General features: G+C 69.0%; 12 protein-coding genes. 10 read left to right on the forward strand and 2 right to left on the reverse strand.

The window, feature by feature from the left end; all coding sequences use genetic code 11:
- Positions 1 to 69 precede the first annotated feature (69 nt).
- On the reverse strand, positions 70 to 1,038 hold the full coding sequence (locus VER16_RS00600; RefSeq protein WP_414715999.1) for a LysR family transcriptional regulator: 969 nt from the start codon (positions 1,036 to 1,038) through the stop codon (positions 70 to 72).
- Between the two features lie 37 nt (positions 1,039 to 1,075).
- Here VER16_RS00600 and VER16_RS00605 point away from each other — a divergent pair, with 37 nt between their 5' ends.
- Positions 1,076 to 1,837 carry an SDR family NAD(P)-dependent oxidoreductase gene (locus VER16_RS00605; RefSeq protein ID WP_324804931.1) on the forward strand — a complete coding sequence of 254 codons (762 nt, stop codon included), beginning with the start codon at positions 1,076 to 1,078 and terminating at the stop codon, positions 1,835 to 1,837.
- Between the two features lie 13 nt (positions 1,838 to 1,850).
- Here the strand turns inward: VER16_RS00605 and VER16_RS00610 are convergent, their stop codons facing one another.
- Entirely contained in the window at positions 1,851 to 2,300 is a 450-nt protein-coding gene (locus VER16_RS00610; RefSeq protein WP_324804933.1) for a GNAT family N-acetyltransferase, read from the reverse strand.
- 55 nt (positions 2,301 to 2,355) lie between these two features.
- Here VER16_RS00610 and VER16_RS00615 point away from each other — a divergent pair, with 55 nt between their 5' ends.
- From VER16_RS00615 to VER16_RS00655, 9 genes are all read left to right on the forward strand, one after another.
- Complete coding sequence (locus VER16_RS00615) at positions 2,356 to 3,291, forward strand: TIGR03571 family LLM class oxidoreductase (protein ID WP_324804934.1); 936 nt, start codon at positions 2,356 to 2,358, stop codon at positions 3,289 to 3,291.
- 114 nt (positions 3,292 to 3,405) lie between these two features.
- The gene (locus tag VER16_RS00620) at positions 3,406 to 3,717 is read left to right on the forward strand and encodes a DUF3817 domain-containing protein (protein ID WP_324805059.1); all 312 of its coding nucleotides are present in this window, start codon (positions 3,406 to 3,408) and stop codon (positions 3,715 to 3,717) included.
- Positions 3,718 to 3,838: 121 nt separating this feature from the next.
- Positions 3,839 to 5,035, forward strand: a complete 1,197-nt coding sequence (locus VER16_RS00625; RefSeq protein ID WP_324804935.1) for an MFS transporter — start codon at positions 3,839 to 3,841, stop codon at positions 5,033 to 5,035.
- A complete protein-coding gene (locus VER16_RS00630) occupies positions 5,032 to 6,225 on the forward strand; it encodes an isochorismate synthase (RefSeq protein ID WP_324804936.1) in 1,194 nt (397 codons plus the stop codon). The genes VER16_RS00625 and VER16_RS00630 overlap by 4 nt, the downstream gene beginning before the upstream one ends.
- Entirely contained in the window at positions 6,222 to 7,871 is a 1,650-nt protein-coding gene (locus VER16_RS00635) for a (2,3-dihydroxybenzoyl)adenylate synthase (RefSeq protein WP_324804937.1), read from the forward strand. Before VER16_RS00630 ends, VER16_RS00635 begins: the two co-directional genes overlap by 4 nt.
- On the forward strand, positions 7,871 to 8,503 hold the full coding sequence (locus VER16_RS00640) for an isochorismatase family protein (protein ID WP_324804938.1): 633 nt from the start codon (positions 7,871 to 7,873) through the stop codon (positions 8,501 to 8,503). The genes VER16_RS00635 and VER16_RS00640 overlap by 1 nt, the downstream gene beginning before the upstream one ends.
- On the forward strand, positions 8,503 to 8,760 hold the full coding sequence (locus VER16_RS00645) for a phosphopantetheine-binding protein (RefSeq protein ID WP_324804939.1): 258 nt from the start codon (positions 8,503 to 8,505) through the stop codon (positions 8,758 to 8,760). Before VER16_RS00640 ends, VER16_RS00645 begins: the two co-directional genes overlap by 1 nt.
- Positions 8,757 to 12,644 carry an amino acid adenylation domain-containing protein gene (locus VER16_RS00650; protein ID WP_324804940.1) on the forward strand — a complete coding sequence of 1,296 codons (3,888 nt, stop codon included), beginning with the start codon at positions 8,757 to 8,759 and terminating at the stop codon, positions 12,642 to 12,644. The genes VER16_RS00645 and VER16_RS00650 overlap by 4 nt, the downstream gene beginning before the upstream one ends.
- On the forward strand, positions 12,635 to 13,393 hold the full coding sequence (locus VER16_RS00655) for a 2,3-dihydro-2,3-dihydroxybenzoate dehydrogenase (RefSeq protein WP_324804941.1): 759 nt from the start codon (positions 12,635 to 12,637) through the stop codon (positions 13,391 to 13,393). Before VER16_RS00650 ends, VER16_RS00655 begins: the two co-directional genes overlap by 10 nt.
- Positions 13,394 to 13,472: the final 79 nt, after the last annotated feature.

Consider the following 13,472-nt stretch of genomic DNA (forward strand, 5'->3'; position numbering starts at 1 on the left):
TGCTTATGTCCGGCATGCCCTGCGGAATATGCCGGGGGCGGTGCGGGGGATGCCGGCCAGCGGCCGGCACTACCCCTGCAGCTGCGCCGCCAGCAGGCCGGCCAGCCAGGTCATGAACGCTTCGACGCGGCGCGGCAGATGGCGGCGCTGCGCATAGACCAGGTTGACCGGCATCGGCTCGGCCGGGTAGTCAGGCAGCACTTCCACCAGGCGGCCGTCGCGCAGCGCCTGGCGTGCACCCATTTCCGGCACCTGGATGATGCCCAGCCCCGCCAGCGCGGCGGCACTGTAGCTCTCGGCGCTGTTGACCGTCAGTGCGCCGCGCATCGGCCAGCTGCGGTAGTGCTGGCCATCGAAATACTCAAAGCCGGGCGAACGCTGTCCCAGCGTGCCCACGTAGTGCACCAGCCGGTGCTGGTCGAGGTCGGCCAGCTGCCGGGGCGTGCCGTGCTCGGCCAGATAGGCCGGGCTGGCCACGTTGAGGATGCGCATCTGCCCCAGCGTACGCGCGATCAGGCTGCTGTCGTCCAGGGTGCCCACGCGCAGCACGCAGTCGAAGCCTTCGCGCACCACGTCCACGCGGCGGTCGGTGGCACTCAGCTCGACTTCCAGCCCCGGGTGCAGGGCAAGGAAGGCAGGCAGCTGCGGAATCACCAGGTTGCGGGCCATGCCACCGGGCATGTCCACCCGCAGTCGGCCGCTCAGTTCGCTGGTTTCGCGCCGGAACAGGTTCTGCAGCTCGTCCATGTCATCGAGCAGGTCATGCGCGCGTTGCTGCAGCTGGGCGCCGTCGGCGGTGAGGTGGACGCGGCGGGTGGTCCGGTGCAGCAGCTGGGTGCCCAGCTCGGCTTCCAGGCGGGCGATGGCCTGCGAAACGCTGGCCTTGGGCAGGCCCAGGCTGTCGGCGGCACGGGTGAAGGAGCCCAGTTCGGTGACGCGCAGGAAAACCCGCAGAGTGTCGAGGCGGTCCATTGATTGTTCGTCTGGAATGAACAGTAAAATCAGGATCGCGCGATTTATGTGCGCAGGCAATCCCAATAGTCTGGCCACACTTCCTCCCAGACAGGTGCGTGCCATGACTACTTCTTCCCGTGTCGTCCTCATCACCGGTGGCAGCCGCGGCCTGGGCCGCAATGCCGCACTGGCCCTGGCGGCCGATGGTGCCGATATCGTCATCACCTACCGCTCGCAGGCCGACGCCGCCACGCAGGTCGTGCAGCAGGTGCAGGCGCTGGGCCGCCGTGCGCTGGCACTGCCGCTTGACGTGGCCGACAGCTCGGCGTTTCCGGCCTTCGCCACGCAGCTGCGCGATGCGCTGCAGCAGTGGGGCGTCAGCGGCCTGCAGGGCCTGCTCAACAATGCCGGTGAAGGCCTGTATGCGCCCATCGCCGAAACCACCGAAGCGCAGTTCGACCATGCCGTGGCCGTGCACCTGAAGGGGCCGTACTTCCTGACCCAGGCACTGCTGCCGCTGATCGCCGATGGTGGCCGCATCCTCAACGTGTCCAGCGGCCTGGCCCGCTTCTCGCTGCCGGGCAGTTCGGCCTACGCGATGATGAAGGGCGGCATCGAAGTGTTCACCCGTTACCTGGCCAAGGAACTGGGCGCGCGCGGGATCAGCGCAAACACGCTGGCCCCGGGCGCGATCGAGACCGATTTCGGCGGCGGCCGCGTGCGAGACGATGCGCAGATGAACGCCATGGTCTCGTCGATCACTGCGCTGGGCCGCGCTGGCCTGCCTGACGACATCGGTCCGGTGGTGGTGGCGCTGCTGTCGCCGTCCACCGGCTGGGTCAATGGCCAGCGCGTGGAAGCCTCTGGCGGCATGTTCGTCTGACGCAGGACGCCGGTTACGGGGCGGCGAGGGTTAAGGGCTGGTAGACCAGTCCGTTGTACTCGCCGACCTCGCCATCGATCACGAAGCCATAGCGCTGGTAGGTCGGCACCGCATTCAACGAGGCACGCACGCTCATGGCCGGTGCGCGCAGCTGCGGCAGTACTGCCTGGAACAGGGCGTGGCCGATGCCCTGGCCCTGGCAGGCCGGGTCGACGAACAGCATCGCCAGGTGCCGGCCTTCCTTCAGTTCGACCACGCCGACGATCTCGCTGTCCTGCTCGGCGACCAGGATGTGGTTGTCACCGGGCAGCCGCCCGGCAAACGCACTGGCCGATGCCACCTGCATGAACGTGGCCACGCCCTGCGCGCTCAGTGAGGCCGCGACGGCTTCGTTGAAGGCGGCGATGCAGATCGCGCTGATGGCAGGCAGATCGTCGGGGCGGGCGGGGCGGATGGAATGCATGCAGTGTTCTTTCCATGGTGACGTGCAGGTGCGTTGCACACGATAAGCTCGGCGCATGAACCACTTCAATGCGGCCCATGCACGGGTATTCCCGCAACACGGCCTGAGTCTGGGCCTGATGACGCCGGTCGCTGCACACGGTCTTGCCGACGTTGCCGAAGCGCAACGCATCGCGCGCTTGGCTGACGATCTTGGTTTTGCTGCGCTGTGGACACGCGATGTGCCGTTGATGGTCCCGCAGGGCCCGGAAGCGACATCCAGTGCACTTGATGATCCTTTCCTCTGGCTTGCGCTGCTGGCCGGTGCCACCACGCGCATTGCGGTGGGCACGGCCGCCATCGTGCTGCCGCTGCGGCACCCGCTGCACGTGGCCAAGGCCGCCTTGAGCCTGGACCGGATCAGTGGCGGCCGCCTCGTGCTGGGCCTGGGTTCGGGCGACCGCCCGGAAGAATTCGCGGCGTTCGGGGAAGACCTTGAGGGCAGGGCAGCGACCTTCCGTGAGCGCTGGTCATTGCTGCGCGCGGCGCTGTCGCCGGATGAGACAGAACGCTCGCGGCTGCGTGACGCCACGGGCGGCTTCGACGTGCTGCCGGCACCGCCGACGCGTATCCCGATGCTGGTGGTCGGCACGGCGCGACAGAGTCTGCAGTGGATCGCCCGCGAAGCGGAAGGTTGGGCCACCTACCATCGCGAAGAGGCGGCGCAGGAAGGCCGCATCGGCCTGTGGCAGCAGGCGCAGGGCGCGGGTGTGGCCAAGCCGTTCGTGCAGTCGATGCTGCTGGACCTGCAGGCCGATCCGCAGGCACCGGCCGAAGCGCTGCCGTTGGGCCTGAAGGTGGGCCGCGATGGGCTGCAGGCCTATCTGCACCGGGTGCACGCGCAGGGCGTGGCGCACGTGATGTTCAACCTGGTGGACAACGGGCGGCCGGTGGATGAGGTGTTGCGGGAGATTGCTCTGGTAAGTGTCCACCTTGGTGGACACAGCGCTTGATGTGGCATCCGCCGACAGCAGTCGAGCATGGCTCGACTCTACAGGGCGCGTGCATCTGCGTATCATTCGCGTTTGATCCTGTTACCGGAGCCGCACGTGACCCGACGTAACCCCATGCATCCGACCGGGCGGCTGTTCGCCGTGGTCGCCTTCATCGAAGCGCTGACCTGGGCGGGTCTGCTCATCGGCATGTGGCTCAAGTACGGCCCTTACGGCAATGTTGCCCTGGTCAAGGTGTTCGGCCCGCTGCATGGCGCGGCCTTCCTGGTCTACGTGGCGGTGACCCTGTTCGCCGCCATCCGCCTGCGCTGGCCGTGGTGGGCCAGTGCACTGGCGCTGCTGGCGGCCATTCCCCCCCTGGTCACCCTGCCGCTGGAGTGGTGGTTCCGTCGGCGTGGCCTGCTGGAACTGCGCTCGCCGCGCTGAAGTGCTCCATTACTGGCCCGTTCAAGTGAATGGGTATCAAATGCAAATACGAGCCGTTATCATTTGAGGATGCCATCACTCCTGCCGGGGTGGGCTCCTTCATTGAAACGGCTGGTGTTCCATGCATGCACGTCCCGTCGTCGCCGGTCTGCCGGCTCTGGTCCTTGCCGCCCTGATCGGCACCATGGCGATGATGTCGTTCGTGGCGGTGATCGGGCCGGTGGTGCGCCTGCTTGGACTGTCCGAATGGCATGCCGGATTGTCGGTCACCGCGGCCGGCGTACTGTGGATGCTGGCCGCGCGCCCCTGGGGCCTGCTCAGTGACCGCATCGGGCGCAAGCGCGTGCTGCTGCTGGCGATGGCGGCCTACACCGTGGTCTACATCGGCCTGGCGGTGTTCATCGACGTTGCCCTGCAGGTGGTGCCGCCGGTGCTGGTCTCGGTGCTGGTGCTGGTGGGCACGCGCGGCTTGATCGGCCTGTTCTATGCGGCCGTGCCGCCCACCGCCGCCGCGCTGATCGCCGACCAGGCGCCCAGCGGCCAGCGTGCGCAGTTCCTGGCGCGACTGGGCAGCGCCAATGCGCTGGGCATGGTGCTGGGCCCAGCGGCCGCCGGTTGGCTGGCCTACCGCAATCTCCCGCTGGCCCTGTACGTGGCCGCATTGCTGCCGCTGGTCGCGCTGGCGCTGATCGCCTGGCGGCTGCCGGCCACGCCGCCGGTGGCGGCCGCGCAACCGCGCAACCGCGCACCGATGTCGCGGTTGGATGCCCGTCTGCGCCTGCCGCAGTTGGCCGCCTTCCTCGGCATGGTCTCGGTGACCATCGCGCAGGTCACCGTGGGCTTCTTTGCCATTGATCGGTTCGGCCTGGACGCCGCCGCTGGTGCGCGCATGGCCGGCATCGCCCTGACCGCCGTTGGCGTTGGCCTGATCCTGGCGCAGGTGCTGGTGATGAAACTGACGGTGCATCCGCGCCGCTGGATCATCATCGGTGCGCTGATCTCCGGACTCGGCTTTGCCTCGGTCGCCGCTGTGCAGCAGCCCTGGCAGCTGCCGCTGACCTACGCGGTGGCCGCCTTCGGCATGGGCTTCGTGTTCCCGTCCTTCCAGGCACTGGCTGCCGATGCGGTGGAGGCGCACGAACAGGGCGCCGCTGCCGGCACCGTCGCTGCCGCGCAGGGGCTGGGCATGGTGGCCGGCCCGATGCTGGGCACGGTGCTGTATCGCACAGGTGCCAGCCTGCCGTATCTGCTGGTGGGCGTGCTGCTGTTGCTGCTGTGTGGCCTTGCCCTGGCCCACCGGGAAAAGGAGACCACATGACTGATTCCCTGATGCAGGGTGCGTGGGCGGAGGCTGCACCACCCCCGGCCCATGCTGCTGACGAAGCGAACGTTTTCGTGCTGCAGCATGCCGACCAGCAGCTGCATGCGCGCGGCTGCCGGGCAGGCCTGCCCAGCGGCGCGTTGGCGAGCCTGGCCGAGCGGGTGGAAGCATTCTTCGCCCAGCAGCGCGGCGGACCGGGCCTGCTGGTGGGCGCGGTGCCGTTCGAACCGCGCGCAGACGATGCGCTGTACCAGCCCGAGCGTGTGCTGCCCGGCCTGATTCCGCAGCCTGTGCCCGCACCGTCCCTGCGAGGTGCGCTGCAGGCCCAGCCCACGGCGCAGGCCTATGCCACCGCCGTGGCCAGCGCCGTGCAGGCCATGCGTGGGCCCGATGCCACGCTGCACAAGGTGGTGCTGGCGCGCAGCCTGCTGGCGCAGACCGAACTGCCGCTGGCGCCCGATGCGCTGTTGGCACGCCTGGGGGTGGACCCCTCGGTGGCAACCTATGCGGTGCCACTGCCGGTCGAGCCGGGCCAGGCGCCGGCATGGCTGGTCGGCGCAACGCCGGAACTGCTGCTGCGCAAGCGCGGCGCGCAGGTGCTGTCGCATCCGTTGGCCGGCTCTGCCCGCCGCCACCGCGACCCGGTCGAAGACCAGCGCGTGGCGCAGGCGCTGCTGGCCTCGCGCAAGGACCATGACGAACATCGCCACGTGGTTGAGGCCATCGTCGAAGGCCTGGCGCCGTGGTGCCGCCGCGTCGAAGCGCAGGCACAGCCGGTGCTGCACGCCACGGCCAGCATGTGGCACCTCGGCACCCGCATCCACGCCACGCTGAAGGACACATCGACGCCGGCCGCAGCGCTGCTGGCCGAACTGCACCCTACGCCTGCGGTCTGCGGTACGCCGCGACAGGCCGCACTGCAGCGCATCCGTGAACTGGAACCGGTACCGCGCGGCTTCTACGCCGGTGCCGTGGGGTGGTTGGACGCGCAGGGCGATGGCGACTGGTACGTGGCCATCCGCTGCGCCCGCCTGCAGGGCACGCAGCTGCGCCTGTTCGCCGGCGCCGGCATCGTGGCCGACTCGCAGCCGGAGGCCGAGGCGGCCGAAACCGGCGCCAAATTCACTGCCTTGTTGAACGCCCTGGGTGTGCATGACCCGGCGGCCCTGATCGAGCCCATGCCATGAACAACGCTATCTCCCCGCGGCTGCCGCTGCAGCAGGTCTGGCCCGAAGACCGGGCCGCGCGCTACCGCGCTGCCGGCCATTGGCGCGGCGAGACCTTCCCGGCTTTCCTGCGTGACCGGGCAGAGCAGTACGCCGATGAGATCGCGGTGGTGGCCGGTGACGTGCGCCTGAGCTATGCGCAGCTGTGGCACGAGGCCGGGCGTATCGGTGCCGGCCTGCTGGGCCAGGGTCTGCAGCCGGGTGACCGCGTGCTGGTGCAGCTGGGCAACACCGCCGGCTTCATCACCACGGTGTGCGGGCTGTTCCGGGCCGGCCTGGTGCCGGTGTACGTGCTGCCGGCGCATCGCCTCACCGAACTGGTGCACTTCGCGCGCAAGGCCGAAGCCAGTGCCTACATCACCGCCGATGTGCATGAGAACTTCGACCACCGCGGACTGGCGCATGCGTTGCAGGCGCAAGTGCCGGGCATCGCGCATGTGGTGATCGATGGCGAGGCGGACGGGTTCATTGCCCTGGATGCGCTGCAGGGTGACCGCAGCGCATTGCCGCCCGATCCGGACCCGCAGTCGGTCGCCTTCCTGCAGATTTCCGGTGGCAGCACCGGGCTGTCCAAGCTGATCCCGCGCACCCACGACGACTACATCTATTCGTTCCGTGCCAGCAATGCGATCTGCGGCATCGACCGCGACAGCGTCTACCTGGTTGCTCTGCCGGCGGCGCACAACTTCCCGATGAGTTCGCCGGGCTTCTTCGGCGCGCTGTATGCCGGCGCCCGCGTGGTGCTCAGCCCCGGCCCCGGCCCGGACGCTGCCTTCCCGCTGATCGCCCGCGAGCGGGTGACCTGCTGCGGCCTGGTGCCGCCGCTGGCCCTGTTGTGGGCGCAGGCCGCGGCAACCAGCAAGCACGATCTGTCCAGCCTGCAGGTGCTGCAGGTGGGCGGTGCCAAGCTGGTGCCGGAAGCCGCGCGGCGGGTGATCGATGGCCTGGGCTGCACCCTGCAGCAGGTGTTCGGCATGGCCGAGGGCCTGGTCAACTACACCCGGCTGGATGACCCTGAAGACCTGATCGTTGCCTGCCAGGGGCGGCCGATCAGCCCGGATGACGAGGTGCGCGTGGTCGATGACCATGACCAGCCGGTGGCCGAGGGCGAGGTGGGGCATCTGCTGACCCGTGGCCCGTACACCATCGGCGCGTACCACAACGATGCGGTGGCCAACGCGCGCGCCTTCACCGACGACGGCTTCTATCGCACCGGCGATCGTGTGCAGCAGCTGCCGGGTGGCTACCTGGTGGTGCAGGGCCGCGCGGGCGACCACATCAACCGTGCCGGCGAGAAGATCTCCGCCGAGGAGATCGAAGATCATCTGCTGGCCCATCCCGCCGTGTTCGACGCGGCGGTGGTGTCCATTCCCGATGATTACCTGGGCGAGCGCAGCTGCGCCTTCGTCATCGCGCAGGGCGAGCCGATCAAGGGGCCTGCATTGAAGAACTGGATGCGTGGCCGCGGCCTGGCCGCGTTCAAGGTGCCCGACCAGGTGGTGTTCGTGGACAGTTTCGATACCACGGCGGTCGGCAAGATCAGCCGCCGTGAACTGCGTGCGCAGCTGCGCGCGCGTCATCTGCAACAGACAGGAGGAACGCGCTGATGGCGCTGCCCCGCATTACCCCATACCCCTTGCCGACCGCTGCCGAACTGCCGGCTCCGCGCGGCCCGTGGCGCCCGCAGCGTGATCGCATCGCCCTGCTGGTGCATGACATGCAGCGCTATTTCCTGGCAGCGTTCGACGCCGGTGCCGAGCCACTGCAGCCGGCGGAGGCCAACATCGCACGCCTGCTGGCGCATTGCCGTGCACACGGCATTCCGGTGTTCTATACCGCCCAGCATGGCGACCAGGACCGGCGTGACCGCGGGTTGCAGGCCGACCTGTGGGGGCCGGGCATGCGCCGCGGCGAGGAACATGAGCCGATCATCGATACACTTGTCCCGCAGGCGGGTGAGCACGTGCTGGTCAAGCATCGTTACAGCGCCTTCCAGCGCAGCAACCTGGAAACCCTGATGCGGGTGCGGGGCCGTGACCAGCTGCTGGTCACCGGCGTGTATGCGCATATTGGCTGCACGGCCACCGTGGTCGAGGCATTCCAGCGCGATATCGAAGCGTTCATCGCCGCCGACGCCGTGGCTGATTTCTCGCGCGCCGACCATGACCAGGCCCTGCACTGGATCGCCCGCACCAGTGGCGTGCCGATGACCACCGCGCAGCTGCTGGAGGTGCTCTGATGGCCACGACCCACGATGTGCTCGACCTTGAGCGCATGCGCGCCGACGTGGCGCGCGTGCTCGACTGCGCGCCGGCTGATATCGGAGACGACGACAATCTGATCGACCTGGACCTGGATTCGATGCGCATGCTCGGCCTGGTCCTCGCCTGGGGTAGCACGGGCCTGCCGCTGGAATTCTCGCAGCTGGCCGAATACAGCACGCTGCGCCAGTGGTGGGCGGTGGTGCAGAAGCTGCAGGCGGCACAGCAGGCATGAATGCCGCAGGGCTGGCCACGCCGGTGGCGCTGACCGAGGCCCAGTCGGGCCTGTGGTTCGCCCAGTGCCTGGCCCCGGACAATCCTTCGTTCAATACGGCCCATGCCGTGTGGATCGAGGGTGCGCTGGACGTCGACGCGTTCGTGGCGGCCGCAAACCAGGCCGCCGCAGAAGCGCAGGCGTTCGCACTGCGGTTTGCCGCAGGCAATGATGGCCAGCCGCTGCAGTGGCATGATCCGGCCCATGTGCCGCTGTTGTCGCTGCGCGATCTGACGACGGAAGCCGCCCCCGACGCAGTGGCACGCGCCGCGATGCAGGCCGACCGCCTGTCGCCAGTGGATCCCAGCCGCGATCGCATCAGCCAGCAGGTGCTGTTCGATCTGGGTGGGCAACGCTGGGTCTGGTACCTGCGCGTGCACCACCTGGCCGCCGATGGCTACGGCATGGCGCTGTTCAGTGATCGGGTCTGTGCCCTGTATGCCGGCCGTGGCGGCGAGCCGCTGCCGCCCTTGGCAGGCGTGCTGGCCGATGATGCTGCCTATCGTGAAGATCCCCGTCGCGGCTTGGCGGGCCAATGGTGGCGCGGACAACTGCAGGGTGCACCCGCCGGTGCGGGGCTGGCCGGGACGGTAGCGGCCAGCGACGATGCGCTGCGTTTCGTGCAGCCGCTCGACGCCTCTTTCCGCGACCTGCTGCTGCAGACCGCGGTGCGCTGGCTGCAGCCCTGGCCGGACGTGCTGGCCGCACTGTCGGCCGAATACCTTCGCAGGATGAGCGCGGCCGAGGAAGTCGTGCTGGGCGTGCCCTACATGGGGCGACTGGGCAATGCCTCGGCGCGGGTGCCGGCGATGGTGATGAACGTACTGCCGCTGCGGGTGGCAGCAGGCGAGGGCAGCGTCGAGGATTTCGCGCGCGGCATCGGGCGGCAGTTGAGCCAGGGCCGCAAGCACGGTCGTTACCGGGGCGAGCAGCTGCGTCGCGATCTGGGCCTGGCCGGTGCGCAGCAGCGCCTGCACGGCCCGCTGGTGAACGTGCAGCCGTTCTACAGGCCGCTGGCGCTGCCCGGCGCCGCGGCCATGCTGGAGGTGCTGTGCACCGGCCCGGTGGATGACCTGACCCTGGGCTTCCGTGGCGACGGCCAGGCCCTGCTGGACCTGGAGATCGAGGCCAATCCCGCGTTGTACAGCCGCGACGACGTGCAGGCGCACGCCACGAGGCTGCTGCATTTCGTGGCGGCCGCGCTGCAGGCGCCCTGTATGGCCGACGTGCCGTTGGCTACGCCTGAGGAGGCGCAGCGCACGGTGCACGGTTTCAATGCCACTGCCCATGCGCTGCCCGACACCACCCTGGTGGAGCTGCTGCAGCAGGGCATGGACCGGGATCCGCAGGCGACGGCGCTGGTCTTCGGCGATGCCTCGCTGGACCACGCGACACTGGAGGCGCGCAGTTTCGCGCTGGCCGCGCAGCTGCGCGCGATGGGCATCGGTGCAGGCAGCGTGGTCGCGGTGGCGTTGCCGCGCTCGCTGGAGCTGGTGGTCGCGCTGGTGGCCGTGTTGCGTGCCGGTGCCGCCTACCTGCCGCTGGATCTTGCCCATCCAGAAGAGCGACTGGCGCGCATCCTCGCCTCGGCCCGACCGGCCTGCGTACTGGCCGAGGCCGAGGTGCAGGCGCGGCTGGGCGAGGTGCCGGTGCTGGCGCCCGCGCAGTGGACCTCACTGAGCTTCGCCGCACGGTGGGCCCCACCATCGCCGGACGATGCCGCCTATGTCATCTACACCTCCGGCTCGACCGGTGAGCCGAAGGGTGTGGTCATTGAACACCGCGCCATCGTCAACCGCCTGCTGTGGATGTGGGCGCACCATGGGTTCGGCGCAGATGACCGCGTACTGCAGAAGACCCCGGCTACGTTCGATGTGTCGGTCTGGGAATTCTTCCTGCCGCTGCTGTGTGGTGCCACGCTGGTATTGGCCGGTCCGGATGCGCATCGCGACCCCATTGAACTGGCGCGGCTGATCCGCAGCCACGGCATCACCACGGCGCATTTCGTGCCGTCCATGCTCGACGTCTTCCTTGCCGCGCCGGCGTCTGAGGGTCTGCAGCTGCGGCGGGTATTCACCAGTGGTGAGGCGCTGGACGCCGCGCTGCGTGATCGTTTCCACGCCCGGGTGCAGGCAGAACTGCACAATCTGTATGGGCCGACCGAAGCGGCGGTGGATGTCAGCGGGTGGCCGGCCTCGGCCGAGGATCGCTCACGGCCGGTGCCGATCGGCTTCCCCGTGTGGAATACCCGCCTGTACGTGCTGGATGCGCGCATGCAGCCGCTGCCGGTCGGTGTGGCCGGCGATCTGTATCTGGGTGGTGTGCAGTTGGCGCGTGGCTATCTGGGTCGCGATGACCTGACCGCCGAGCGCTTCCTGCCCGATCCTTTCCTGCCCGGGGAACGCATCTACCGCACCGGCGACGTCGCACGCTGGCGCGCCGATGGCGCGGTGGAATACCTGGGTCGCAGCGATCACCAGGTGAAGCTGCGCGGCCTGCGTATCGAGCTGGGCGAGATCGAGGCCGCACTGCGCGAGCTGCCGGGCATGGACCGGGTGGAAGTGCTGCTGCGCCATGACGCACCGGGCGATGCGCGGCTGGTCGCGTACGTGCCCTCGTCGTGCGCCGATGCCGCGGTGCTGCGCAGCCATCTGGCCACGCGCGTACCGGACTACATGCTGCCTTCGGCCTTCGTCGGCGTGGACCACTGGCCAGTGACGGCCAACGGCAAGCTCGACCGAACGGCATTGCCGAAGCCGCCTCAGCAGGATGTCGTCGGGCTTGCGCCGCGTACGCCGCTGGAACAGGAACTGGCGGGGCTGTTCGCTCGCGCGCTGGGCCGCGAACTGCCCGTCGCCGTGGACGCGGACTTCTTCAGCCTCGGTGGTGATTCTCTGTCGGCCGTGCATCTGCTGCTGGCCATTGAACAGCGCTGGCGCTGCGATCTTGGTCTGGGCGCACTGTTTGCGCAGCCGACGGTCGCCGCGCTGGCCGCACGCATTGCCGAGCCTCCGGCGCTGGCCGACCACGCGCTGGGTCCGGTGATTGCACTGGCCACGGCGGAAACTGCCGCGCCGCCGCTGTTCGTGGTGCATCCGGCCGGTGGCATTGCCTGGAACTACCGGACGCTGGCACGCGCGCTGCAGCCGGCGCGCACCGTCTACGGCCTGCAGTCGCCGGCGCTGGACCCGCAGCAGGCGATGCCGTCCAGCATCGAGGTGCTGGCCAACGACTACGTGCGCCGCATCGCCACGCTGCAACCGCAGGGGCCGGTGCATCTGCTGGGCTGGTCAGTGGGTGGCATCCTGGCCCAGGCCATGGCGGTGCGCCTGCACGAGATCGGCCGCGAGGTGGGTGAGCTGGTGCTGCTGGATGCCTATCCCAGCGAGTGCTGGCGGGCCGAGCCGGAACCCGATGCCATCGCGGCGCTGCGCGCGCTGCTGGCCATCGCCGGCCATGATCCCGATGCCCACCCGGAACTGGACAGCCGCGAGCGCATCCTGGCCTTCCTGCGCCGTGGTGGCAGCGCATTGGGCAGCCTGCCCGATGCGGTGCTGGAGGGGGTGGTGCGTGCCGTCACGGGTACCAATCGCCTCATCCGTGAGCACCATCATCGACCCTTCGACGGCACCCTGGTGCATGTGCGCGCGGGGCGTGACCACCAGGCGCGGCCGCAGCTGCAATCGGCGCTGTGGATGGCGCATGCGCGCAAGGTGCAGGCGCTGGAACTGCCGTTCCTGCACGCCGAGCTGACGGGTCGCGATGCGGTGGCACAACTGGGCCCGTGGCTGTCGGCGCGGCTGCGTCAATGGGATGAAGAACAGGAGCGTGCAGCATGCAGCTGACCGGATTTGCAGGGCGCGTGGCGCTGGTGACCGGCGCCGCCGGTGGGATCGGCGCGGCGCTGGTACAACTGCTGGCTGACGCCGGCTGCACCGTGGTGGCCACTGACCGGGAATGTCCGGTGGTGGACGATGCGCGCGTGCGGGCGTTCGCGCTGGACGTGACCGACAGCACGGCGGTCGATGCGCTGGTGGACCGGGTGGAAGCAGAGGTGGGGCCGATTGCATTGGCGGCCAGCGTGGCCGGCGTGCTGCATGTGGGTGAGGTGGCCGGCACCGGCGATGATGACTGGCGACGTGTGTTCGCGGTCAACGCCGATGGCGTGTTCCATGTCGGTCGCGCGCTGGCGCGGGTGATGTCACCGCGACGGGAGGGCGCGATCGTCACCGTCAGTTCCAATGCCGCCGGCGTGCCGCGCCATGGCATGGCGGCCTACGCAGCCTCGAAGGCCGCCGCCACCATGTTCACCCGTTGCCTTGGCCTGGAACTGGCCCCGCTGGGCATCCGCTGCAACATCGTCGCCCCGGGTTCTACGCTGACCCCGATGCAGACCGGCATGTGGGAGGACGCGGGGGGCGCCGAGCGGGTGATTGCCGGCAACCTGGACACCTACAAAGCTGGCATTCCCCTGCGCAAGCTGGCCACACCGGAAGACATCGCCCACTCGGTGATGTTCCTGCTCTCCGAACAGGCCGGCCATGTGGCCATGAGCGACCTGTACGTGGATGGCGGCGCCACCCTGCGCGGCTGATGCCTGGGATTGCCGATTTCCGGTAGGTGCCAACCTTGGTTGGCACGCTCAAGGGTTGTCGATTTCAGGTACGTGCCAA

The sequence above is a fragment of the Stenotrophomonas sp. genome (genome assembly GCF_035634915.1).
Lineage (GTDB): Bacteria > Pseudomonadota > Gammaproteobacteria > Xanthomonadales > Xanthomonadaceae > Stenotrophomonas.